At 61.7% G+C, this 23,383-nt stretch carries 18 protein-coding genes and 3 pseudogenes; 3 read left to right on the top strand and 18 right to left on the bottom strand.

The window, feature by feature from the left end:
- Positions 1 to 519: 519 nt before the first annotated feature.
- From DN412_RS27150 to DN412_RS27130, 5 genes are all read right to left on the bottom strand, one after another.
- Positions 520 to 1,683, bottom strand: a complete 1,164-nt coding sequence (locus DN412_RS27150; protein ID WP_115214407.1) for a Wadjet anti-phage system protein JetD domain-containing protein — start codon at positions 1,681 to 1,683, stop codon at positions 520 to 522.
- Positions 1,680 to 5,351: an SbcC/MukB-like Walker B domain-containing protein gene (locus DN412_RS27145; RefSeq protein ID WP_115214406.1), complete on the bottom strand. Its 3,672-nt coding sequence runs from the start codon at positions 5,349 to 5,351 to the stop codon at positions 1,680 to 1,682. Before DN412_RS27145 ends, DN412_RS27150 begins: the two co-directional genes overlap by 4 nt.
- Positions 5,341 to 6,027, bottom strand: a complete 687-nt coding sequence (locus DN412_RS27140; RefSeq protein ID WP_115214405.1) for a DUF4194 domain-containing protein — start codon at positions 6,025 to 6,027, stop codon at positions 5,341 to 5,343. The genes DN412_RS27145 and DN412_RS27140 overlap by 11 nt, the downstream gene beginning before the upstream one ends.
- Positions 6,020 to 7,450 (bottom strand): Wadjet anti-phage system protein JetA family protein, encoded by a 1,431-nt coding sequence (locus DN412_RS27135; protein WP_115214404.1) that lies wholly within the window; start codon positions 7,448 to 7,450, stop codon positions 6,020 to 6,022. The genes DN412_RS27140 and DN412_RS27135 overlap by 8 nt, the downstream gene beginning before the upstream one ends.
- A 411-nt stretch (positions 7,451 to 7,861) precedes the next feature.
- Complete coding sequence (locus tag DN412_RS27130; RefSeq protein WP_244222799.1) at positions 7,862 to 9,634, bottom strand: hypothetical protein; 1,773 nt, start codon at positions 9,632 to 9,634, stop codon at positions 7,862 to 7,864.
- Positions 9,635 to 10,204: 570 nt separating this feature from the next.
- On the opposite strand from DN412_RS27130, the gene DN412_RS27125 reads away from it, so the two are divergent.
- On the top strand, positions 10,205 to 10,432 hold the full coding sequence (locus DN412_RS27125; RefSeq protein ID WP_115214402.1) for a hypothetical protein: 228 nt from the start codon (positions 10,205 to 10,207) through the stop codon (positions 10,430 to 10,432).
- A gap of 430 nt (positions 10,433 to 10,862) precedes the next feature.
- Positions 10,863 to 11,111, top strand: coding sequence for a hypothetical protein (locus DN412_RS27115; RefSeq protein ID WP_167471136.1), 249 nt, complete (start codon positions 10,863 to 10,865; stop codon positions 11,109 to 11,111).
- A gap of 278 nt (positions 11,112 to 11,389) precedes the next feature.
- Here DN412_RS27115 and DN412_RS27110 read toward each other — a convergent pair whose 3' ends face one another.
- From DN412_RS27110 to DN412_RS27070, 9 genes and pseudogenes are all read right to left on the bottom strand, one after another.
- Positions 11,390 to 12,433: a nucleotidyl transferase AbiEii/AbiGii toxin family protein gene (locus DN412_RS27110; RefSeq protein ID WP_115214399.1), complete on the bottom strand. Its 1,044-nt coding sequence runs from the start codon at positions 12,431 to 12,433 to the stop codon at positions 11,390 to 11,392.
- Positions 12,423 to 13,109, bottom strand: coding sequence for a DUF6088 family protein (locus DN412_RS27105; protein ID WP_115214398.1), 687 nt, complete (start codon positions 13,107 to 13,109; stop codon positions 12,423 to 12,425). Before DN412_RS27105 ends, DN412_RS27110 begins: the two co-directional genes overlap by 11 nt.
- 620 nt (positions 13,110 to 13,729) lie before the next feature.
- Positions 13,730 to 16,579, bottom strand: a complete 2,850-nt coding sequence (locus DN412_RS27100; RefSeq protein WP_115214397.1) for an ankyrin repeat domain-containing protein — start codon at positions 16,577 to 16,579, stop codon at positions 13,730 to 13,732.
- 89 nt (positions 16,580 to 16,668) lie between these two features.
- Positions 16,669 to 16,872 (bottom strand): type II toxin-antitoxin system YafQ family toxin, encoded by a 204-nt coding sequence (locus DN412_RS27095; protein ID WP_482764219.1) that lies wholly within the window; start codon positions 16,870 to 16,872, stop codon positions 16,669 to 16,671.
- Positions 16,873 to 16,921: 49 nt separating this feature from the next.
- A complete protein-coding gene (locus DN412_RS27090; protein WP_115214395.1) occupies positions 16,922 to 17,230 on the bottom strand; it encodes a type II toxin-antitoxin system RelB/DinJ family antitoxin in 309 nt (102 codons plus the stop codon).
- A 273-nt stretch (positions 17,231 to 17,503) separates the two neighbouring features.
- Positions 17,504 to 17,765, bottom strand: a pseudogene (locus tag DN412_RS27085) (H-NS family nucleoid-associated regulatory protein).
- Positions 17,757 to 17,933 (bottom strand): annotated as a pseudogene (locus DN412_RS44105) (APC family permease); the annotation flags it as partial. The pseudogenes DN412_RS44105 and DN412_RS27085, both read right to left, overlap by 9 nt.
- Positions 17,934 to 18,394: 461 nt before the next feature.
- Complete coding sequence (locus DN412_RS44710; RefSeq protein ID WP_244222798.1) at positions 18,395 to 18,619, bottom strand: SpoIIAA family protein; 225 nt, start codon at positions 18,617 to 18,619, stop codon at positions 18,395 to 18,397.
- 554 nt (positions 18,620 to 19,173) lie between these two features.
- A complete protein-coding gene (locus DN412_RS27070) occupies positions 19,174 to 20,094 on the bottom strand; it encodes a DUF2242 domain-containing protein (RefSeq protein ID WP_115214394.1) in 921 nt (306 codons plus the stop codon).
- Positions 20,095 to 20,304: 210 nt separating this feature from the next.
- On the opposite strand from DN412_RS27070, the gene DN412_RS45955 reads away from it, so the two are divergent.
- Positions 20,305 to 20,490, top strand: a complete 186-nt coding sequence (locus DN412_RS45955) for a group II intron maturase-specific domain-containing protein (protein ID WP_208647664.1) — start codon at positions 20,305 to 20,307, stop codon at positions 20,488 to 20,490.
- Here the strand turns inward: DN412_RS45955 and DN412_RS27060 are convergent.
- From DN412_RS27060 to DN412_RS27045, 4 genes and pseudogenes are all read right to left on the bottom strand, one after another.
- Positions 20,440 to 20,633, bottom strand: a pseudogene (locus DN412_RS27060) (ISKra4-like element ISBte1 family transposase); the annotation flags it as partial. The gene DN412_RS45955 and the pseudogene DN412_RS27060 overlap by 51 nt on opposite strands.
- Before the next feature lie 154 nt (positions 20,634 to 20,787).
- A complete protein-coding gene (locus DN412_RS27055) occupies positions 20,788 to 21,093 on the bottom strand; it encodes a type II toxin-antitoxin system RelE/ParE family toxin (RefSeq protein ID WP_115214392.1) in 306 nt (101 codons plus the stop codon).
- On the bottom strand, positions 21,090 to 21,359 hold the full coding sequence (locus tag DN412_RS27050; protein WP_115214391.1) for a type II toxin-antitoxin system ParD family antitoxin: 270 nt from the start codon (positions 21,357 to 21,359) through the stop codon (positions 21,090 to 21,092). Before DN412_RS27050 ends, DN412_RS27055 begins: the two co-directional genes overlap by 4 nt.
- Before the next feature lie 893 nt (positions 21,360 to 22,252).
- Positions 22,253 to 23,338 (bottom strand): calcium:cation antiporter, encoded by a 1,086-nt coding sequence (locus DN412_RS27045; protein WP_115214390.1) that lies wholly within the window; start codon positions 23,336 to 23,338, stop codon positions 22,253 to 22,255.
- Positions 23,339 to 23,383 lie beyond the last annotated feature (45 nt).

Below are 23,383 nucleotides of genomic sequence, written 5' to 3'. Positions count from 1 at the left end.
CGCCGTTGGACAGAGGACCGGAATAGTCTGCGAGACTATCCCACCCGGTAAAACTCCACCGACTGCCCCGCATTGACCGCCCGATTTAGTCACGACGGCATCTCGCCCGGCCCGTCCCAGCTCAGCCCCTCGGCGTTGCGGTAGCAGGGGTGGTCGTACTTTCGTTGCGGATTGACACGGTTTCAGCAAGAAAACCTACTCGTGCAAAGGGCTTTTCGTGGAAAAGTCGTTGTGTACAAATTGTTGATATCAAAGTGGATTTCGCGCGCCGGCGTATCATTTTGCAGCGAAAGCACGAACAGCCCATAGCGCAGTAACAATCCAGAATGAATCGGGCCGGAAGTATCTTTGCCTTGACTCGATTGCAAGCGAATGGACAAGTTTTTGTGCGACGCGCAGTGTGCCAGAGCATGGAAATGCGGTGCTCAATACGAAGCCTTGTCTTAAAAGGCATGCACTCAACCGGGCAGATTTTCGCGTATTTGTCTGGCGCGGGGCTCCCTATTCACAGTCGAGATGCTACAGGCTTTCCTGGTCGACAAATCGGCCCAGCCTACGTAGTGCTGGCAGCAGCACTTCATCCGCATAAGGGCAGCCGGTAAGGCCCGGATCGGTCTGGCCCGACTTCCTCGCTTCATCCGGCGCGTGGGACTCCTCCGCGAGAAGGCGTGCAAGCAGCGCCTCATAGCCAGCCTTCCACGCTTGCGCGCCTGGGAATACCACGCGCAACTCCTTGAGAATATCCATCCCGGAAAAATCCAAGTCGCCCCAGAAATGAACAGGGCGCGTGACGTCGGTGCCATGTAGCCATGCAAGAACGCTAAGCCCCAATGCCGCATTCCGCTCAAACACGCCCGGAGCAAAATAAACCGAGCTGCCAACCGGCTGGCGCAGGCGCCTCGCACTCGCCTTGTATCCTGATGCGTATATCAGGACAAAACCTTCGGCGGCGCTCAGCCTCCCCGCCGCCATCGCTTCGAACGTTGCGGCGTTTTCCACAAACAGAATCGGGGCGGCAGAATCGGCTGTACGGGCGGCTACCAGCAGTTGCACCGGCTTGTCCGGAAACGGGCAGACATCCGTGTCCAGCAACAGGGCAATGGCTTCCTGCTGGCCGTTGAGAATTTTAGACAAGCCCCAGAACTGCCGGCTTGCCACCTCATGGAGCATGAGGTTTTCGCCCGCAAGCGCCGGGATGCCCGCGAGACGCTCCAGTACCTGCTCCGGTGAACGTGGCAGGATGAGGATCGGACGGGACAGCAGCCGCTCGCACAGCGCCGCGTTGCTGAAGCGCGCCGGCACAGCCTGCCGCCACTGAGCCATCCAGGCGACCAAGGCACTGGGCTGGCGCCCCGTCTCATCGCGAAGAAACGCTTCCGCTTGCGCGGCAATGACGAGCTTCGGTGAGCGCTCCCAGATATCAAGATCCCGCTGGCCGCGACGCTGGTCTAGCACCAGCGCCAACCCGGGCTGCGTCTGCAGCGCTTCGAGGGCGCGCCACACGAACATACGTTCGCCGTGGAGGGCGATCGCGAAAAACTCTGGCCACGTCCCGGCACTCAACGGGAAGCTGATATCGCGGCGCCTCTCGGCAAACGGCTTCGCCTCGATGCGGTCCACCAGCGCATTCAGCAACGCGGTGAGGGCGGCCGGCCGGCGCCCCGGAATGCCGTCGGCGCTCATGTCCCCATGTCCGAGACCAACTGCTTACGTGCCTCCTGCAAGTCGAACTGCAATGCCGCTTCACGCCGCACCGCCTCCCGGCGTTCAGTCCATAGGGCATGCAGCCGGTCGGCCTTCAACAGGGAGCTGTCCACCTCTGTAATTTTATCAAGTTCCCCTGCCAGACCCTCCACCTTCATCAGGGAAAAACGATGCTCGAAACTGAACAACTCGAGCAGGGGGCCGGACGCGCGGGACGGCATGGCAACCACCAATTGCAGGCCAAGGTTCTCATTGAGATAGCGCATCACGGCAGCGGTGCGGCCCTCATCCATCTTGTCGAAGGCCTCGTCGATCATCATGAGTTTCAGGCTCGGCGTCTTCTCGAACTGGCGAAACGCCTGGGCCAGCACTGCGGCCCGTACGAGATAGGCCGGCGTCATCAGCTCGCCTCCCGAGAACGTCGCCATTCTCGCCAAGGACGCCTCGCGTCCATCTTCCGAATACTTGCGGATGTCATACTGCCGATAGTTGCGGTAATCCGCTATGTCCTTCAGTCGCCGTAACGCGTGGTCGCGGTTGGTGTCGAGCAATAGCAGCTTGATGTCGTCCAGCGCCACGACGCTGTCGGCGGACAGCACGCCTTCGGCCGCGGAGAACAGATCCACCGGCGTTTGCGTCTCGGCCAGCCGGTTCAGATCCTGGAACAGGTCGAAGTACTTCTTGTACTCCTTGACCATCTGCCCATATTCGATCTCGAAACGGTCTTCGCCGAATGCCAAGCGCTTGAGCTTCTCATTAAGCCGCTTGAGCGGATCGATGCCCTGTTCCACCGCGGTGCGTACGGCCAGCGCGAAATGCGTACTGAAGGTATTGTTGAAGCTCTTCTCGGCGCCGCGCAGCTCGCTGGTGTTATTGAGAATGCGCACTTGGTCGAGCCGTTCGAGCATGGCCGAGATCTGCCGCCGGGCGGCGGGTACGCCGCCATAGGCTTGCCACTCGTACTCCTCCTGGGTCGACTGGCAAGGCTGAAAATCGACCCGCTCATCGAACGAGGAAGACAAGAGGTTGTGTGCCTCCAGCTTCCGCTCGAATGCCTCGCGCTCCTGGCGGTAGAGGCCGGCCTGCTGGCGCCGCCGTCCATCGAAGGACGCGGAGGTCTGCTCCCTGGCCGCATCCCGGGCGCGCTGGTCCAGCCGGACCGGATCGAAGTGTGGATTGAGCCGGATCAGTTCAGCCACGCGGGCGTTGACCTGTCTCACGCCGTCCTGGCACCCAGCAAGCTTAGCCTCCGCGTCAGCGATGTTCGCTTCGAAGCCACGCGCCTGCCCCTCCGCTTCGCCCGCTAAGCGCGATGCGGTATTGGATAAGCGGTGGTGGCCGTCCAATAGCTGCGCTGCACGCGCCACGCGGCGCTCCAGCACGATAAGATCGGAGTCATCCAGGCTGGCGAGCTGCGCCGCGAGACTGCTCAATTCACGCTGCGTCTCACCCAGCTTGTCCAGCATTGGCGCGACAGGAACGAGCTTCAGGCCGAGCAGACGGGCGCCCCATGCAGCCAACCCCGCGGCGCTTGCGCGATGTGCGTCCCTTTCCCGCGTCTTTTCGTCGATCTCCCGGCCAAGCCTCACCACACGCTTGCGCCGTGCCTCGGCACCGAAGGCAAGTTCGCCGTCCTCCACCCATGACGAAAACATCTTGAACCCACCGCTGGCCATGCCGTCCACGGTCAGTGCCTGTGGCGCGCCCCGCAGCGCCTGCGCATCCGCCACCTTGACATAACGCCCGTAGCTTGCAATCAGATAAGCGCGCGCGGTTTCATCGGCAATCACCAGTTCCTGCAGCACGGCATCGGGCGACAGCGCCTGATTTTCCGCCCGCCGCTTGGCCAGTTCGCCCTGCACCACAGAAGCCTCTCGCCCTTGCCTAGTCGCCGGCATCTCATGCCGCAGCGCCCGGATGGCGCTCCCCTCGTACTGCGCGTCCACCAGGATCACGAAGCGGTTGCCGCCCAAAAGCCCTTCGATGGCGTTCTGCCAGCGTGAGCCCTCCCGCGGCTGGACGAGGTTGCAAAGCACCCTGGGACGGGCTCCCGGCATCTGAGCTTCGAGATATCGGACCGCGACCTCCACATGCGCCGGCAAGTCAAAGTGGCCATCTTCCAGCCCTTGCCGGCGCCGCTTCAGGTCATCGATTTCCCCTTGCAGGGCGGCAGCGCGATCCGACTCTCGCGTCTGCTCCTGTACTACTGCCCCATACAGGCCTTCCGCGCCGTGCAGCTGCTGCGCAATAGGGGCCAGAGCGGCATCCAGCCTGGCAAACCGGTCGCGCCGCAGGCTCGCCGGGTCGATCTGCGCGCCTGTCAGCATCGCCGCCAGCTCACGCGCGGCAGCCCGGCCCTCGGCGGCATCGATCGCCACGGCCTGGACGACCAGACGCTCCACATGGGCTGCATAGGCGCAGGCTGGAGCTGCTGGCTGTCTAGCCAGGGCAGCCAGTTCGTCCAGCACGCCTTGCAAGCCCGTCAGGGCGCCAAGGACGTCCAGCGCGATTCGGGATCGAGTTTCAGTGGCCGCGGCCATCTCGCGGCTGAGCCGCTCACGCTCCTGCGCCACCGGATTGCCAATGAGCCGCGCCTTGGCCGTGCCGTGCAACTCCGTGGCGCGCTTTAGCGCCTGTGCATGCCGGTCGGCAAGCGCCTGCTGCTTTTCGACATCGGCCAAGGCGCGGTGCCGGCAGGCCTCCAGTCTTTGGATTTCCTCCTCGACATCCTGCCGCCGGCGCAGCGCTTCGCCCAGTTCGGCCTCCATGGCCTCCTCGAACGCAGCAAGGAACGCATCCGCGTGTGCCTTCAGCACGCCCAGCCGCTCCCGGCATGCCAGTAATTCGGTGGCGATCTTGCGCAGACGCTGCACGTTTTGCATGAGCGAAGCGATATGCCCGATCTGATCGGAGAAATCAGGCTCGGCTAGTACTTGCTCCCGGATCAGCTCGTCCACCGAGCCGACGGTCTTGCGGGCAATGGACTGGACGAAGGCCCGTGCCGCCGCTTCGGCCTCACGCGGCCCGACCAGTGTCTTGCCGCCACCGCGAAACTCGGCATAGAGCTTGCACAGATAGTCTTCGATGCTGTTCTCGAACGGCAGGACGCGCGGATAGCGCTGGCGCAGCCGATGGTAGATATCCTCGACCTTCACCGCCGTAATCGAATTGCCCTTGCGCGACTCGATGAAATCCGCCTCCATTGCGCGGCTGCCCGGTAGCACAAAGTAGAGCTTGCGCGCCACGTCGACGCTTCGACCTTGCTCGCGCGTACCGGACACGGCGGCTTCCACTGCCACCACGGCGGTGAATGGTTCGGCGGACTCCCCGTCATCGGGCGCGAAGACTGCGACGACATAGGTGTGCGACCCATACGGCCGGACGCAGAGATTGTCGCGCATGCCTACCGCATAGGACGCCAGCGTTCGCCTCACTTTGCCGCCCGCGCGCGAGGCGCCGCTCTCGTCCTGCGCGGAGTTGAAAACGTTAATGTGCTGCTTGCCTCCGGTCATGACCAGCTGGATCGCGTCCTGGAAAGAGGACTTCCCAACGCCGGTCGAACCCGACAGCAAGGTGGTGTGACCAAAGGGGTATTCCCGGGACACCACGAAACCCCAGTTGACCAGGATGAGCTTCTCAAGCTTCATCGTCAGACTCCGGCGACGTGACGACCGACACGGGTGTCCGTGTTTCGATCAGCAGGGCATCGATGGCGGAATCCGCCACGAACTGCAGGATCGTTCCACGAATGGCGATCAGAGCGTCAGCATCTTCCACCTCGGAATCCGCCCGGTAGTCGATCAGGCGGGCACGCTTCAGGTCGGCGAAGAGCTTCTCCCGCGCAGTCTTGGCCGGCAGTGAGCGGCGCGCCTGCGCAGTCAGCGTGGCATTCAGGTATTCGACGGTGACGAGCGCCTCGTTGCGCTCGTTGATCGAGCCTTGCCGCAGGCTTTCGTTGTACAGCAAGCGCAGCACCAGGCAGCATGCCACGAAATCGGCGGAGAGCTTCGCCCGCACGGCGTCCACCGCGATAGCATCGTCCTCGGCGGGCAGTCCAGGCACGCGCGCCCCCGGCGGGTAAAGCCGAAAATAACTCTGATGCCGCTCGTGCAGCAGCCGGAACCCGCCCACGTCGAAGTACGCATTGAGCAGGCCCTCGATACGCACGGCGTCGTCGTAGAGCTGACGCTCGATGGAGCTGTCCTCCCGGTGCAGGATGGACAGCCCGAACAGGCGGCCGATAATCTGCCGGAACGCCTCCGGCCTAACGCCCCCGGCCTTGAGTTCCGCTTCCACCAGTTGGCCAATCGTAATTTCATCCATGGCCGATGTGTCGCCTCCTGATTGCATAGTTGGTGCCCGACATGATGGCATTGTCCAGCGGCTCGGCGTCTAGCCGCTCCACGTCCAGTCCCTCATGGTCCCGTGCCGCCTCGACGGCCCGCAACAACGACAACGCCTGGATGGCATCGTCGACCGGCAACTCGGACAGGCGCAGCGCACCCGTGCCACGCATGGAACCGAGCAGGTAATCCACGACATCGTGATGCGACAGAGAGAAGGCCCGCTCCTCCGCTTGCCGTACGAACTGACGTAAACGCTCTTCCCGCGTGATCTCCGGAACAATGCTCACGGCCTGTGCCCGATTACGCTCGCCGGCCTTTCTCGGCTGCACCGCGGCGGGATCATACAACGCCACGCTTACCGGTGCGAGCGCGGCCCCCTGCCGCTCCAGCCACGCGCCCTGCTCCCGCTCTGGCATCTCCCCCAGGCGGCGGATCAAGGTGGACAATGCCGCCCCGCCGCCCGATGCCCCCATGAACAGGCTCTGCGACAACAAGACCACATGGCGGCGGACATAGCTTTCCATGGCCCGGAACAATTCCGGCTGCTTCGTCCGGCAGGCCGCGGTCACCATCTCGTCGATCCGATCAAGCATCCATCTCAAGATAGCCCCGTCCGGCGCGGACTGTGCGGCCCACGCCGCGTGGTTGGCCAGGTCATCGTCAATGGCCTGCATCTCGGCCGCGCTCAACTCGTTAAGACGTTCAATCAGCGCCCCGATGTCCAGCCGGTGGCGCTCGGCATTGTCATAGACCAGCCGGGGCGAGAACTCATCACGAAAACGTCGCTCTACGAACTCAATGAACCCATCCCAATTGCCCTGCACATGCGCATCGAGCAATATCTTGCGGGCCAGGTCGTAGAAGAGTTCGATGTCCTCGGAGAGGTCGGCAATGACCCGATCAGCATACTCGTAGGCGTCGAGCAGGTCTTCCACGTCGCGGCGCTCGATGAAGGCGCTCAGTGCATTCTTGCAGGAGCGCATGTTGCGCTGACGGGTCCGTTCCCGTGGGCGGTCGGCCAGCGTCAACGCCTGAGCGAAGATCTTGCCGGCGCGGGTAAAGCGATAAGCTGTAACCAGTCGGACGCGATCCTCCGCGGTTTCGAGCCAGCCGTCCGCGACGAGGAGGCGCACGATGGCGCTTGCCAGCTTCTGGTCGTCGGCAAGGTCACCGGCGGTGAATCCATCTTCGCCATCTTCCCCGGCAGGGTCGGCCGGCAGCGTAGCAGACTGCATGGTCTGAACAAACAAGTCACGCAAGTCCTCGCGCCCGAGGATGGAACGGTAGTCGGCATGGGAACCATAAAGCCGCGCATAGAATGCGCGGATGCAGGCAGCGATCAGCCGGCGCCTCTTCAACGTCAGCGGACGAAAGAACTGCGGATAAGCCGAATCCACCATGGCGGCTGATGTCCCCTCTCAATACTCTGGCGTTGCACCTGCATACCATCGACGCAGCGACCAAAAGCGTAAGATACCACCCCCTCGCTGCGCCGCCAGGCGCGACCTGCTTCAGGGATTCCAACCATTGCGGTCTGCCACCGGCGCGCCCCCCCGGTTGCGCCTTGCCGAACCGGTCAAGCCCCTACGAGGCGGTATGGGCACGGCATTTGGATCTGGCCCAAATGCGACGGGAAATAACGACAACCGAAAGCCGCGGAACGCATGATGTTAAAAATAAGGCATATGCAGGTATGCCCGCGGTCGGTAGTCGAACCCAGTCTCGTCCGAGGGATGACGACACTTGAACTATTCCATTAGCCCTCGCCCCGGCGCCATCCCCTCGCATGGCACAACCGACCCGTGCAAACCTCAGGCCGTCATCCCATAGCCCAACGCGCGAATATGTGTCCGGAATTTTTCTTCATCCTCGAGCCGCACTACCACATGCCTATCACCGGCGCGCAGGCACAGACGGGCGGTCTCCTTGCGAGTGGCCAGCATGGCTGCCATTTGCGCGTCATGGCAATCAATCAGCAGCGTGGTCCCTGCGACTTTCAGCGCCTTGCCCTGCTTGCCGGCGCTCTTGATGAACGATTCCACCGTGTCTGGCAGCGGCTGGTCGTCCCGGGCCTGCAGGAATTCGCGGAGTTCAGCGATGTCATGCCCCCTCTCGACCGCAACGATGGCCTTCTGAAGGTCGAGCCGCCAGAGTTTGTCCGCCTCTTCCGTCGCCCACATGTCCAGAATCAGGGATTCTTCCGCCGACAGACTGTCCCCGATGACCTTGACCTGCATGCCGGGCATGACAGACAGCCTCAAGCTGACCCGGACCTGCGCCGGCGTGTAGTGGGCGCTGGCGCCAAGGCAATAGGCGCCCAACGAGGTCACGCGAAAATAGGCCAGCCCATCGTAGCGGCTGAGGAACTGGAGTTCATCCGTTCCCCACATATCGCGAAAATTAGGCCGAGCCCCCGCCGGTTCGGTGTATGCGACGTCAATGATGCCAAGTGGCGCCGCATACTCGAACAGGAAGCAGAGCATGTAGCGCAACTGCAGGATGTCCCAGTCATGGTAGCCGCTGTGCCCCAGGCTGCCGTAATCCGGCTCGCAGATGTAAAGACTCCAAGGGTCGCGGGCCACGTCGAAGGTACGCCCGGTTGCCACCATGAAGCCGGAAAACGCGTCGATGCTGATCCACTCCCCGGCCGGACAACGCTGCAGCAATTCGGTGATCGCCGCGCGGCGCGGCGCCACTGCAGCCATCGCACCGCCCCTGGCCTTTTGCCCCTTGATGACATCTATGCGGCTGAATTCATCCAGCAGCGTCGCCTTCAGCCATTTCCGCCAAATTGTGCCAAGCACGTCAGCCGTGGGCGCCGTCAGGGCTTTCAGTCCTGCCTTGCTCAGCGCCAGCTTGCTGCCGTTGCGTTGTACAAGTCCGGCTGCCTGAAGCAGTATCGGCCAAGAGAATGCCTTGATCGGACCAATCTCCTGATCGGTGGGATTCGGCGCGTGGTCGGCGTAGTAGTCGCTACCGGACAGTTGCCCGCACAACAAACGCAGCGTCGCCGTGCCCGGCAGCGATGTCTTCTCGCTGACCTGAACCTTTCCCTGATCCACCAGGCGCAGCAGCACCGGAAGATCCGCCAGGGCATCGCGCTCGCACAGCCGCACCGTCAACGGGCTTTCACCGTTCATTTCGGGAAGCGTATCGGTCGTGTCCAGCCGGACAGGCTCGGGCGGCGGCACGAATGCCATGAGCCGCTCCTTCAGATCGGCAGGCACGCAGTGCCATCCGTTCTGATAGTACAGAAACAGGCACAACGCCGTGGGCGGCCCAGAGTGTTGGCGTAGGCGCCGCTCGTCCCGGACAAAAAAGTGCGGCAAACGCCCGTACTTCGCTCGGAACCGCATGGCGTTAAAGCAGCCATCCCCGGCATACGTGGCCTCTGCCACCGCCAAACGTTGGGTCTCGTCCAGCCCTTCCCACAGCGCGCACAGCCTGTCGCCGGCAAGGCTCCGCAGGATCTCTTCGACCAGCCCACTCTTCTTTCCGATGCGTGACGCATCCGGAAGCCAGCGCATCAGCGATTTCAGATCGTCTACGGTCAAATTGTTCAGCGCTTCAGTGAGGGAAATCATGAGCATACGTAATGATGGCAATTTTTCAGGCCGCGTACGGCCTCGGGGCAAAGTCGGCCGGGGACCAGCAAACGTGATGATAGTCCGGACAATCAGGAATCGGGCTACTACAGCGGATATTTGCTCGCATTCATCCCCCATTCGCACCGCCGCATCCAGGTCCACACTCGGCGCCCGTCACGAGCTGTGTCAGTCGGATTGTGATATCCGCCAGCCCCTGCTCCAGAAAGATAAAGATGCGCCCTGACCTCGCAACACCCGGGCCCTCTTTCCTCCCGCTACTCGCCCCGGAAAAACTACACGTTCTGCCCCGCAATGACCGCCCGCCGCGGCCAGTCAGATCTCGCCCTGTCCGTCCCAACTCAGCCCCTCGGCGATGCGGCAGCAGACTGCAGAAGGCGGTGGTGGCGAGGCGGGCAGCCCGCCGCTTCCAACTCCTCCATGGCCAGCCCATAGTCCGCCATCTGGGCCTGGATTCAGCGGATCGCTCCGCGCTCACTGACGACCGCCTCCTCGGCTAGACTGGCGCAGGAAGCCACATGGAGCCACATGGAGCCACATGGAGCCACGATGGACCCAGATGACGTGATACGAGATTTCGGGCGCCTTGCGCTGGATGACACAACGGAATTGGAGGTCGACGACGCGATTGCCGGCTTGGCGGTGCTGTTGGCCGATCCAGCGGTCGCGGGGAAAGAACGGGCCTTGTTGACCCAAGTAGGTGCAACACTCTACCGGTTGGGCCTGAACGAACGGGTAGTGGCGGCGCTCAAGAAGCGAGGCGACACAGCTCAGTGACCATGCCCCCCCCCGCAGCCGCCGCCGGCTTCAAGATTCCCTACAACGAGCACGTGGCTGCTCGTCAGCATCCGCAGTGTCCGCGGAACTGTGCCGGTTGTGAAGGCGGCTATGCATCGTCTCGCAGCGGATTAACATCTTCGTCGCAGGCTCCTGCTCAGCGCCGACTGTGCCGGCTTCCGCGACATTGAGCAGATATACTTGCCGGGAGACGATGGCGACGATCACAATGATGGCGCCGACACTGAAGGCCCGGACCACAAACTGAAGGTATCGCGCCATGGAAATCGCACCGGATAGCAAGAGGGTGGTTGGGTGACGAGACTACACGAAGCTGCCACAAGACGGTGCTACGCCGTTGCAGGATTGACACCGCCTTTGTTTCCCCGTAATGGGGCCGGAGCCCTTCTGTAACACCGCACTGGGCCGGATGAGAATGCCAAAGACGATCGCGCCCCTACCGAGAGGCCACTACTGGGCCACGCCACGCGCGCCCTTTCCGCTGGACGGTCCGAACGGCCATGACGAAGTGTTCCCTGGCGCCCACTGCATCAGCGACGGCAAATGGGTCACCTTCTACAAAGACGGTGAAGAAGTCTGGGCGTGCAATGCCACCTATGCCGCAGCCCACTTCGACTTTGCTGCCGTTTCGCGCGCCGGCGCGTCAACGGCCGACTGAAGTGCGAGCTCCGCGGACAGACGTCCACCCTCACCCCTTCAACATAACCTCACAGCAACCCGGCAATATTTCGCTCTACGAGCGTTATGTCAAATATATCCACTTGCATCGCATCGATACCCCATTCGTTGGGTCCACCAACCCCACCTAGCGTATGACCTGAATTTGCGGTCACAGCAAACGCGGACGGTTTGCTGTGATATGGATTTACGTTTCACTCAGGAATTCCGGGTGAAAGTGTCTCGCTTGACCGTCGCACCGAACCAACCTTGCCTTCATCATTGACTCTCCGAATTTACGAGGTGCTCAAGCTCTTCGACGGCAGTGATCACCTTTGAAAAGGCTGGGACTTCACCGAAAATCATCCCGCTCATCGCCTGAAAGTCCTTTTCCAAAGCTGCTCGCATATCCTCCGTTGGCGCTAGCGTAAAACATCCCCGCCTTGCTTGGTCCAAGCCCAGATCGGGGCTGCCGAAGAACATGTCCGCGTGGGTGGCACAGTCATTGGCCAAGTCATCACGCAAATGCCATCCGCTGCGCTTGGCCAATTCGAGCATGCTATGTAGATCATAGTAATGTCGTGTCACTCGCTGACCACCATGCCGGATTTCCCCTCTGTGCCCGTGCCATTGCCGAAGGCCGTGCGCAATGATCACTTTGTCCCAGAACGTCCGTTCGGGCGCCACAGTCGTCACGTTGGGAACGGCGAGATCAAGATAAGCGAGCTCATTCGCGACATATGGCGTGATGGAGGCCGTTACATGCGGGTCCAGGGCCGACTTAGCTCCCGCTTCGATCTTCACTGCAGAACGGATGTACGCATTGTCGTTGGCGGTGACCGCGGGATACCAAAAAAGGATCGTCTGGTTGTCCCTGTCGGCGGGGTCAAGCTCGATCCGGTAACGTCCTGCTGGCATCTGGTCTTGCACCAGCGCTTCGAATTGTTCACGCATCGGGCCTGCGATGTGGGCTTGCGCGGCTTGCCGAACTTCTTCTAGCCGCACGCGCCGCTTCTTCCCGCTTAGCGCGGCGAGTTCCGCTACCTGAACTGGCTGCCCAAGATCTTCCCGGAACACCGTTATGTCTATGTCCTCGGAAAATCTTGTAATCAACGAGAACGCTTTCGACAGCGAAGTTCCTCCCTTGAACAGGATGCGGGGCGGCTGAGCTACTCCATTGAACAGCGCATCTAGGGCCCAACACACCCAAAAATCCTTCTCGATATGCTGGACTGCCGTCCCGAGTCTTGCCGCCGTAGTTACAAACAGGTCTCGCCGGTCCGTGTCGGTTGCCTCGATGATTTGACGATAGTCAGGCTTCATGGGACACCTTCCCGTTCTTCGCATCGCATTCGCCGGTGGCGGCCCCTGTGCCATTGCAATCCAGGAGATCGCGAACAAAGGTCCGCATCCATGCTGGCATGGCACCGAGGCCTGCCATCAGGTCCTCGCGGATTGACTGACCATGGTCGGGGTGTTCGAGCACGGTGCGAAGCGCAGTTGCTATCCGCTCGCTGTCAGAGGCAATGGTGTCTTTAAGCCAATGCAATGCTTGAACGACGCGCATTGCAGGACGTCCTGCCCAATACAGCCGGCTTGGTGCGGTCTGTTTGAAGACGATCGTGAGGTTGTCGAACTTCAGCGAACGCCGGCGGCTGTCCGTATGAATGGTGACGCGTGCCGGTACCGCGTCGGTCAGCCCCAAGTCGTTGGCCGCGGTCATGCCGTCCACCAGCAGGCGCAGATTGTCGCGCCTTGCAATCGCTTCAACCACAGCCCGATAGTCGGGCATGGTGGGGCGTCCGGTCAGCCGATTGAGTTTGGGCAGATCATAGAGGCCTCGGTCAATTCGACGGAGCAGGCCGGCCCGTACAAACCGCTGCAACGCCTTGTCGATAGCGTCTCGGCTGCCAAGGTGAGCGAAATCGGTCGGTACCCAGACCTTACCTGGGCTGGCCTGTTCGATAAGTGCAGAGATGTTCGCTCGGAGGTCAGGCATGGCTGTCTGGGTCCGCAATTTACATACATTTTTCGGACAGCCACTTTAGCGCCTCCGAAAAGTGTAGTCAAACTTCGGACAATGGCCTTTCGTCCGCTCGGGCGAGCGCGCACTTTCTCACGGATCTGAGACGTAAACATCACAAGGTCCGTTCCGACCTCTCGGCAGTTCGTCGCAGCATGTGAAACTGGCCGCGGCCCGACTCGGTGACTTCGGGCGCTGCCGACAGGTGGGATCCTCATTCTAAAATGCGGGCTAGGGGATCTGCCTTCGTTTCTTGATAGCTGGGCTTATCAAGCATTGTCGACCGATTCGACGAAGCCACTGGCAATGGGCCGAAAGGCAACGAGCTACGGATTCCACCGCTCTTCCGTCGGTCGCAATAGCTTCCGGAGCAACGCAAGGGGGCGTAAGACCTCTGCGTGCTGATCACGGACGACAAGGCCCCGTTATCGGACCCTAACGCCGCGTCATGGCTGACCGGACTTCGAGCGCAGCGCAGCGCGCGACAGGTATCGGGAATTCCCCTGGACGCCTTCTCCCCAGCTTAGCGCTGTCCCCGTCATACCGCGTCAGGGGCTGCATGCTGACTGCAAATATCGACGCCACACAAGCAGCGTTTACCGTAGCTCCCTGGCCATGGCACGCTCCGCGGCAATCGGCGTCGTGCGTTCAGGTAACCCGGCCAGCGCCAGGTAAATATCAATTTGCGGCCAGACGGGTGGCCATGAAAGCTCGTTGATCAACGCCAGGTTGAGCGCCGCGTAAACCGGCACCCAGACGTCTTCGCCTTCCGCCCGGCGCCGCACCGACAATTCAGGATTGAGCTGGTACCAACCTTGCCCAAAGCGCCTGAAGAGCATGCGGTTGTACGCGTAGTCGCGCTCCGCTTCGTTTCTTGCCAGCACGCCGGACAGGTGCTGCCGCTTGTTGCGCTCTGGTCGCACCACACTGGCAGGCAGAAACTCCCAAGCCTCCAGAATGGCCTGCGTTTCAAAGGCGGCGTAGGGCCGGCGTTGGTGATGCGTGAAGCGCGACTTGAACAGCGCCCACATGGTCTGGAACAGGAAGTATTCAGACTGATGCCGGTCGATGCGCACCAGCCGTGTTCCATTGTTAACATCGATAGCAGCCGGCGCCAGCAATTCATAGAGCGCCCCAAAAGGCCCGCTGGCGAACCGGGGCGAGCGGAACGCCTCCAGCATCGCCCAATGCAAGGCGTTGTGGCCATAGTGGTCGAAATTGTCGCGATCGGCACCGCGCTCCAGCAGTGCCTCGACCAGCGCCACATTGCCGGCGGCAGCGGCCGCCATAAGCGGCGTCTGGTTCATCGGCAGGCGGTGTTCTACGCCGTGGCGTTCGCACTGCCGCAAGATGTCCTTGAAATTGCCTGCAAAGTACGCCGCAAAGCTCTTGCGGGCTAGGCCGCTGCGTTCACCGGAAAACTGCCGAGCCGCGACAAAGCCGGCCTCCTGTGCGAGCCATGCCGCCAGGCCCGGCTCGTCATAACTGGCGGCGATCTCATAGAGTTGCTGCTTGGGCTTGCTCCCCGGCACCTGCACGCGGAATACTTTGAGCAGCAACTCCTGCAGTTTCGCCTGGTCGAACACCGGCCACGGCGGCGGCACCTCCTTCAGGATGCTGCTGCGGATGGCGTCGGCCTGCTCCTGCTTGCCCTGCAGCTCTAGCTTCCTCGCCTCTTTCTGCCAGTCTTCCAGCGTAGCCTGGCGTGCCTCGACCCTGGCCTGGCTGCCGTGCGCAAGATCGAGGAGCCCGAACAACGGATGCTCCGCATCTGACTCGATTAGGTAAAGATTTTTGGTGGCGCGCGTGAGCGCCACGTAGAGCGCATTGACAAAGAACTTGTAGACTTCCAGCGACTTGTCGTGCTTGTCCCTGGCGCGCCGGTAGGTCAGCGTGTCGGCTGCCAGGTCCTGTCTGCCCACGCCATCGGCAATCTCGGCGAACTCGGCACGCTGGTCGGAAACAAAGCGATAGAGCACGATATTCTCGTACTCCAGCCCCTTCGCTTCATGAATGGAAAACAGCAGTGGCGTGGAGAAGTGCTTTCTCGCCTCCGCCTTGTCCTCGTCGCGCAGCACCAGCACCGCGCACTGGGTCGACCGGCGGATACTCTGGTCCAGTTCCCGCTTGACGTTGTCCTTGTCCGGCAGCAGCGTCACCTGGCCAGCATCCCCACCCAGCGCATCGACCAGGAAATTGCTCTCGCGATCGATCGAGCCAAAGCGGCGATGCTTGATCTTCAGCAACGTGTTGGCCACACGTGTCGCCTCGGTACCGTTGCGGAAGTTGGCAGTCAGGACGCGCAGCGCCTGCTGTTCGGCAAGCTGTGCGTCGTGCCAGAACAGGCTCTTGACCTGGCTCCAGCTGAAAAAATTCGGGTGGACGATCTGGTTGGAGTCGCCGCAGAGCAGGAACCGGCCGGGCTTGCTGAGGGTCTTGAGCACCAGCGCCAGCTGCGCCATGGTCAGGTCCTGGACCTCATCGATAACCACGAAATCATAGCGGGCCGCCGCCAGCGGCAACCACTCCAGGGCGACAAGATTGAGGTCATAGAGACGGCTGTCAGCAAGCCAGGCCCGATACCGCTCGAAGAGGTCATAGACCCGGCTCCGCATGTCAGCGCCAAAGATGGACTGGCGCACGCCCAGGGCCAGGTAGGCATCGCGATCCAGCACGCCGTGCGCCGATGCCGTGATCACGCCACGGATTTCCTCGAAGGCCTGGTGACCGTCGACATCGCGGAACTGCTGGCGCTGGCGCTCAAACCACTGCGCAAAGTCCCGCCAGCCAGCCTCGCGGCCCTGCGGCACGCGGATCGACTCGACGAACTCCCGGTAAGACAGGAATTCAGCTTCCTGCGCCGAATGCTCAAAGCCGTTGGCGTAGTAGAGATCGCGTGCATTGCGCGCCAGGTAGGCTGAATGCGTGACATACAGCACCGCCCCTTCCGCATGCTTGAGCTTCTCCAGCGTCAGCGCGGTCTTGCCGCTACCCGCGGAGCCGACCAGCACCAGCGGAGCCGGCTCACGGTAGACCGCCTCCTGTGCGTCGTCAAAGGAGATTGGCTTGTCCAGCACGTGGATATCGGTGCGATCCGGATGCAGGTAGCGCACCGGATCCGCTTCCAGCGCCGCCTCGGCCGCGTCGATCTCGGGAATCTTGTCTTCATCGATATCCGCGCCGCGCAGGAAACGGCTACCGCGGTAATCGTGGTTCTCGATCACTTCCAGTAGCAGCGCGCAGACCTGCCCATCGTGGCGCACGAGCGAAAACAGCAGGCGGTTAGCGTCGTCCAAGCGGGCGCGGTAGAACTTGCCATGCGAGAGGCTGGCAAGCTTCTTGACCTGGGCCGCCCGGAAATCGTCGCGGCCGATCGCATCCGCAACCTTGCGGTAAGTGCTCCTGACGCGGGAAATATCAAGGCCGATGTATTCGAGGATCTTCATTGTCGGGCCTGACCAGTCGGTTTGCGGAAAGAGCGGCCATTTTAAAAAAAAGACCGCCTGAGCGGTCCTTATCCTTGACAGAGTAATGATTATTCAAAGAGTTCTGCGTGCGTCCCGGCCCGAACAAAGATAAGGCTCTCATCGTCGAGACGGTAGATCAGTAGAAAATCACCGCCGACGTGGCATTCCCTGTGGTTGGCCCAATCGCCTTTGAGCGGATGGTCCAAGTATTCCTCGGGCAGCGGGCCGTCATTTGCGATGAGCAGAAGCATTGTCCGCTTCAACTCACCCATATTGTACCGGCCCGAATGGCTAAGCCGTTGCCAGTCTTTCTTGAATTCCTTAGTCGTGTCGTACAGACGAGGCAGCGCTGCCTTCTTTGTTTTCGAGTTCATCAAACATTTCCTGAGCAGAGCGGAAGCGTGCCTTAGCGGCCAATGCTTCCGATTCCCTCAGTGCGCTCAACGTAGCAGCGTTCGGAATCCTGACTTCAAACGGAATTCCTTGCGACAGCACAACCTGACGAAGGAAAAGACGAACAGCGTCGGAGATCGTCAAGCCGTTGGCGGCAAGTACGCGTTGGGCGCTTTCCTTCAGATCGGGTTCAATACGAGCGCGCACGTCGGTAGTTTTAACTTCAGTGGCAAACATAGGAACCTCCAACCAGCGCCGAGACAAATGAGAAAGATAATTGAAAGATGACTTGGATATGACTTTTAAGACACGAAGAACTTACATCCGACGCTGTAGGAACATTGTAGCTACAGAACGCTGCCATTGCAAGTTGGCGTACTTATGGTGCCTATAGGATCACAACTCACGTACGGCCAAAAAGCTTGCAGGAGGCATCCGGAGCCAAGGGCAAGCCTCCGGTTTGGCGAGAATCTTCAACACGCCACTACACATCCTCGTTTTTGAAGGCTCTTATCCTATCCGAAAAAATTCCTTACTCTGCCCCGCATTGACCGCGCGCTTCAGCCACGACGGCATCTCGCCCTGTCCCGTCCCAGCTGAGTCCCTCGGCGTTGCGGTAGCAGACCACTGGCGGTGGCGGTGGTGGCGGAGGGGGCGGTGGATCGAAGCACCCGGCCGCTTCCAGCTCCTCCATGGTCAGCCCGTAGTCGGCCATCTCCGCCTGGATCCAGCGGATCGCCCGCCCCCGGCTGAGTTTTTGCTTGCCGAACATGATGAGCCCGCACACCAGGATACTCGCCGGTGACAACGTGCCAGCCGTCCCGATGATTGTGGAAGTCGTGATCTCGATGCTGTAGGCGGGCGCGGTGCCGGCGATGCCCATGATCACCGATTCGACGAGGCCCAGCGAATCGGCGTTGAGCGTGGCGGGTTGGTCCATGGGCGTGCGACTCGCGGGCGCCATTGATGGCCCCAACTTTCGCTCCGTGCGGGATGTGCTGGCAAGCTTCATTGCGCCTCCAAGGCTGCCATTTCTTCAGCTCGCAAACCGGTCAATGCGAACTGGCAGTAGAGATTGCGTTGCCGGAAAGACACCTCCGGTCGCCTCTAAGGCCGGCAATTAGAGCAACGTATGACTTCACGGCAACGCCAGGACCGTGTCAACGATACGACGCCAACTATCGCGCGCAGTTCACACAGCTGGACGTAGTCATGGCGCAGATGAAAAACACCAACACTTACCTGACGCAGCAGTTCAGCGCGATGAGCTCCAGCGGTTAACGCACGGCATCCGCCTGGCAAACGCAGGCGGCGGGGGCCCGTTCTCGTGCCCCCAGACACCGGCCTCCTGACCCAGACGGACGAGTTCAACAGCATCCTAGAGGTGAAATGCGCCCCCGCTCAGCGAGCGCGCGTGCCTGCCGTATTGAGCGAACCGGAGATCCAGTCCCGTGCCTCGCGGGACTGGGCCATCTGGAAGCTCCTGACATGGCCCGGCACCAGGAATCGAAAGATATCGGCGGCGTGACGGATCCAGTCGAGGTCCGTTACCACCGCGATGCCCTCCCAGTGCGGGTAGCGCGTCACGCCCAGCCTGAAGTCATCCCACATGGCGCCGACCGCCATCCTGGCGAAGCCGGGTCCGAGTTCGTAGTAAATGCGTACCTTGTCGTGCCGTGCGATAGCCGGCGGGCATCAGCACCTTCTCGTAGTCCTCCCGCGTAACCTCGCCGCTGGCGCTGACCGCGATGCTCCGTATGCACGTCCCGTACCACAGGGTCATCTCCTGTCTTGTCCACTTTGTCTCACGACGTGATATGTGAGTCGTGCGCGGTTTGCTGGCAAATCCCGTCCCTGCCCTCCTTGCCTTCGGCTCATTCGACATGCCTCGGGACTGACAACGCCCGGACCAGTGTGACATTGGTTCGATTGCCGAACGCCTCACATAGCGGCAAAGACCCGGGCTTCCACACGCATATTCCATCAGGCAGAGTGATGTTCCCAGCGCTCGCAGCGATGCCGCCTCCGGTACTACCGCCGGCCACGCCTGTGGCCAGCAAGGCGCCGGGCGTAGGAGTCCGTCCGTCCATCAACATTGACCCGAGTCACAGGTGCGCTTCCAGCCACGGCACCTCGGCTACAGGAAAAAGGGTTATCGAGCTGCGCTTCACGGCCTGAGCTCAGTTCGTGCCGCTCGCGCCCGCGGCGGGTGGCGCGGACGGTGCAAACGGTGTGGCTGGTGCGGCTGGTGCGGCTGGTGCGGCCCCGGCCGTCGGCGCTGTAGCGTCGAGCTTCGCGGCGGGTGCTGCAGCGGCCGGTGATCCATTACGCGCCTTCGACGTCGGCGAAGGCGACGGTGTCGCTGGAACCGGTGCCGGTTCCAGTGCAGGTGCAGGTGCTGCAGCGGGCGGCTGCACTGGAACGGGCGGGGCGGGCGGCGTCGGCACGGCGGGCGTCGTCATCTTCATCGGCTCGCCCGGATGCGTCGGCGCGGGCTCGGGCAGCGGCGCAACGTGCGCCTTCTCCGCGGCCTTCACCGTCGCACGGTCGCGCCGCACCGGATCGACCTTCAGAAAATGGTCGACCGGATTGAAGAAGCGCTCGTAGAACACGCCGGCCGGAATTGTCTCGCTCGCAATTTTGACCATCGAGTCGCTGCCCGAGCCGATCGGCAACGACAGCGAGCCGAGCACGCTCAGGCCGACGCTGGCCGACGTGCTGGTCTTCTTCAGCGCGTAGCGGTCCTGTACCGCGTTCACATAGGCGGTGCTCGACGTGCCATCTGCGTTCGCGTCCGCGCAGACGACGTGAAAGGCGATCACGACGTGCGTGTCGTCGCTCGGCTGGAAATTCTTGCTGCCATCGATCGTATCGGGATGGGCCGAACTCGACACGTAACCCTGGCTCAGCAGCGCCCGGCGCGCGGCTTCACAAGTCGCGTCGGAATTCGCCTTGAACGTGCGCGCGTATGGGCTCGTCGCCGTGTCGAACTGCTCCTGCTGATAGAGCGGCGTCGGCGCCGGCGCCGAACTTAAACTGCATGCCGACAAGACGGCGGCAATCGCGCACAAAACGGACAACTGGCGGAATCGGTGGAGCATGGCGTCAATCAAAAGCGCTCGGCCGTGTGACGCGCCGTGAGGCGCGGTCGGGACGATGCCGCTGCACGTGCCGTGTAATTATCATTTGCACCAGTCGTTTGTGGCGACGCCATCTCGCATGGCCGGGCCGTCATTATAGATTCGTCTGTTGACCGGGGGTTCCGAGCGCACGCGCGCGGACTTCCGCGTGGTGGTCGCCACCTGAATGAGTTGGCAGAGCGGATCCGTCCGACTCTACGCGGCTGGCTTCAGTACTATGGGCGGTTCCATCGGTCAGCCCTTATCTATGCACTGCGGACGGTTGATATCGCCCTGGTGCACTGGGCACAACGGAAATACAAGCGACTCCATGTGCGATCGGAGCTGGTCATTGAGCACGGCAGTGCGGACTTGTAGAAGTGCGTGGGCCTGCCGCGGCCGCCAGGCCATTTGTTGCCGCTTGACAAACCGCTTGCTGACTACCTGGTTGACGGCTGATTCGACGAATCCCGATTGCAATGGGGGTCCCCATGGCGATAGCGGTCGCCGTAGTTCACGATAAGCTAGTTAGCAGTGGACAGTAAGGTATTGATTTGTTGGAATAGCACGTAGGATCGCAGGGCGCAGCAGGTCGTCGCACGTCGCGCGCAGTAAGCGTTCCGGGACTCTGGGCGTAGTTGACCATGGCATGGCGGGGACGGCGTCGGCCGGAGCTCAGTTGAACAGCAGCGCGGCATAGTTGCGGGCGCTGTGCAGCACGTGTAGCACGTCGATTCGCGAGGGCGGATCGCCCACCACGCGGTAGAAGATCTGGTAATTGCCGTGTACGCGGTGCCGGATGCCGCGGGCCTCGTAGCGGGGCACCAGCGGGAAGGCGAGCGGCATGTCGGCGAGCGACAGGCACCGGTCGCGCAGCTCTTGCACAAAGGAGAGCGCGCGGCGCGGGTTGTCGCGGGCAATGTAGTCGGCGATGGCTTCGAGTTCGGCCTCCGCCAGTGGCGTCAGGCGAACGACGATCATGCGCCGCGCCCGGGTGTGCCGCCCGCCGCAGCGCGGTATTTAGCCTCGAGGCGGTCGAACACGGTGGCCGCGTTGGTGCCGCGGCCCGCGTCTGCCTCGGCCAGGCTTTGCGCGAGCGCCGCGTCCAGCGCTATCAGCTGCGCTTCGCGGTCCTGAATCAGGCGCACGCCTTCGCGCAGCACTTCGCTCTTGGAGCCATAGCGGCCCGAGGCGACAAGTTCGGTCACGTAGCGCTCGAGTTGTTGACCAAGGTCGGCACTGATCATGTTTGCTCCTTTTCAGAGGGGGGCGGCGCATCGCGCCGGCCGGTGCCATAAGTGTATCGCCCCTTGATAATAGTTATCAAATGCTATCCATGAAAGTGGATTTAAAGGAACCCGGTGCCCTTGCCTAAAGCTGGGGTCCACTGTATTCCGCGGGGCGCGCACCCTGCCGATACTGGCGTTATCGAACCTTATTGCCGCGCCCTGGCAACTCCGGCGTCACGTGAATCCTGGCCACGCGCGCAGCGCTCTGGGAGCGCAGCGGCAGTAGCCGGCCACTAAGCGTCGATGGACTCCAAATTTTGGACGACCGCTATCTCGCTGATCGCAGCCATTCGCGACCGAGTTCCCCTGGCGAGCCACAAATACCATAAACCCCATCCCTCGGATGGCGGTTCGTCGCGCGCGATAGGGGTACGGGTAGAGGCATCCATCCCATCAATGCCACCATGAGGAACTCCTCAGGGCGACTACTCACCTCCCGCGTTTTGCCTTCCATTCGCCGTTCGCTTGCTTGCAGAACCAGCCCACCCAGCTTTCCTTCTGGCTGCCACGCTTTACTTCGGTTCGCATCTGGCGACAGCGTTCCCCGTTCTCCACCTTGGTACGTTGCAGCGTGAGACTGCCTTCAATGGCAGCACGCCTTCCGTCTGCTGGGATCTGGAGTGAGACCTTGCCGCCGTCAGGCGTGTCCGATAGCACTTCCTTAAAGGTTCATGTAAAGGTATCTGCCTGGCTTCTGCTCAACGTGCCAAGAATCGTTCCATGTAAGAAATGATCCACGTACGCCGATGCATTGCCCATTGCAAGCATAAGAGCGAAAGCTGTCATCGCCGCAATTGAGCACCGGATAGATTTCATGATGGTAGATTGACGCGCGCCGCGATTGGTTATCCTCATGGAACTACTGACAAGAACAGGTAGGCCGCAAATATCACGAGATGAACCACGCCTTGCAGGATGGTAGAACGGCCCATGCCGAGGGTCAGCGTCAGCACGATCAGCGTCAGGAACAGCAACACAATATCCTTGCCACCGAGCCCCAGTGCAAGCGGCTGGCCGGTCCAGATGAAGACAGCGGCGACCGTCGGAATCGTCAGGCCGATGCTGGCCAGCGCTGAGCCCAGTGCCAGGTTCAGGCTTGTCTGGAGGCGATCGCCGCGCGCCGCTCGCAATGCCGCCAGGCATTCTGGCAGCAGCACGAGCGCGGCAATCACAATACCCACGACAGCCGGCGGAGCGCCTGCTGACAGAATGGCGTTCTCCACCGACGGTGACAGCAACTTGGCGAGTCCCACAACCGCCACCAGGCAGACAATCAGCAACAAGCCACTTGCCATCGCCACGCGCGCAGGCGGCGGCGGGAGGTGCTCGTTTTCATCCGAGCTGCCTTCCACCAGGAAATAGTCGCGATGGCGGACGGTCTGCACGAAGACGAAGCATCCGTACAGCACCAGCGACATCACGCCTGAAAAGCCCAGTTGTGCGGGCGTCAGCATCGGCCCTGGCGTGGAACTCGTGTAGCTCGGCAACACCATTGTCAGCACCAGCAGCGCGGCCAGCACCGCCATGGCCGCATTGGCTCCCGGCGCCTGGAAGGCCTGTTCGCGATGATGCAGGCCGCCTACAAACAGGCACAGCCCGACGATGCCGTTGCAGATGATCATTACTGCCGCAAACACGGTGTCGCGCGCAAGGCCCGCATTTTCCGGGCCGGAAGAGAGCATGACCGAGACAATCAGTGCCACTTCGATGACCGTGATGGCAAGGGCCAACACCAACGTACCGAACGGCTCGCCGACCTTGTGGGCGACAACTTCGGCGTGATGAACGCTCGCAAAGACCGAGCCGGCCAGTGCGATGCCCATCAGCGCGATCAGCCAGCCTTGGCCGGGCAGCAATGCGCCGGCAGCCAGCGTGACCAAGGCGACACACGGCGCAACGATCGTCCATGCAGGCAATTTGCTGGAGGTAAGTGTCATCTCTGCATTCTCCTTCCGTTCTTGCTTTTGATGCGGATGTCCGCA

Source organism: Cupriavidus lacunae (assembly GCF_003353055.1).
In the GTDB taxonomy this organism is placed as follows: domain Bacteria; phylum Pseudomonadota; class Gammaproteobacteria; order Burkholderiales; family Burkholderiaceae; genus Cupriavidus; species Cupriavidus lacunae.
This window is presented reverse-complemented; position numbering and strand designations above follow the sequence as displayed.

Bases quoted from the DNA above. Each gene is read 5' to 3' on its own strand.
- DN412_RS27150 (WP_115214407.1), bottom strand. From the start codon at position 1,683: ATGAGCGCCGACGGCATTCCGGGGCGCCGGCCGGCCGCCCTCACCGCG.
- DN412_RS27145 (WP_115214406.1), bottom strand. From the start codon at position 5,351: ATGAAGCTTGAGAAGCTCATCCTGGTCAACTGGGGTTTCGTGGTGTCC.
- DN412_RS27140 (WP_115214405.1), bottom strand. From the start codon at position 6,027: ATGGATGAAATTACGATTGGCCAACTGGTGGAAGCGGAACTCAAGGCC.
- DN412_RS27135 (WP_115214404.1), bottom strand. From the start codon at position 7,450: ATGGTGGATTCGGCTTATCCGCAGTTCTTTCGTCCGCTGACGTTGAAG.
- DN412_RS27130 (WP_244222799.1), bottom strand. From the start codon at position 9,634: ATGATTTCCCTCACTGAAGCGCTGAACAATTTGACCGTAGACGATCTG.
- DN412_RS27125 (WP_115214402.1), top strand. From the start codon at position 10,205: ATGGACCCAGATGACGTGATACGAGATTTCGGGCGCCTTGCGCTGGAT.
- DN412_RS27115 (WP_167471136.1), top strand. From the start codon at position 10,863: ATGAGAATGCCAAAGACGATCGCGCCCCTACCGAGAGGCCACTACTGG.
- DN412_RS27110 (WP_115214399.1), bottom strand. From the start codon at position 12,433: ATGAAGCCTGACTATCGTCAAATCATCGAGGCAACCGACACGGACCGG.
- DN412_RS27105 (WP_115214398.1), bottom strand. From the start codon at position 13,109: ATGCCTGACCTCCGAGCGAACATCTCTGCACTTATCGAACAGGCCAGC.
- DN412_RS27100 (WP_115214397.1), bottom strand. From the start codon at position 16,579: ATGAAGATCCTCGAATACATCGGCCTTGATATTTCCCGCGTCAGGAGC.
- DN412_RS27095 (WP_482764219.1), bottom strand. From the start codon at position 16,872: ATGGGTGAGTTGAAGCGGACAATGCTTCTGCTCATCGCAAATGACGGC.
- DN412_RS27090 (WP_115214395.1), bottom strand. From the start codon at position 17,230: ATGTTTGCCACTGAAGTTAAAACTACCGACGTGCGCGCTCGTATTGAA.
- DN412_RS44710 (WP_244222798.1), bottom strand. From the start codon at position 18,619: ATGGCGGTCGGCGCCATGTGGGATGACTTCAGGCTGGGCGTGACGCGC.
- DN412_RS27070 (WP_115214394.1), bottom strand. From the start codon at position 20,094: ATGCTCCACCGATTCCGCCAGTTGTCCGTTTTGTGCGCGATTGCCGCC.
- DN412_RS27055 (WP_115214392.1), bottom strand. From the start codon at position 21,093: ATGATCGTCGTTCGCCTGACGCCACTGGCGGAGGCCGAACTCGAAGCC.
- DN412_RS27050 (WP_115214391.1), bottom strand. From the start codon at position 21,359: ATGATCAGTGCCGACCTTGGTCAACAACTCGAGCGCTACGTGACCGAA.
- DN412_RS27045 (WP_115214390.1), bottom strand. From the start codon at position 23,338: ATGACACTTACCTCCAGCAAATTGCCTGCATGGACGATCGTTGCGCCG.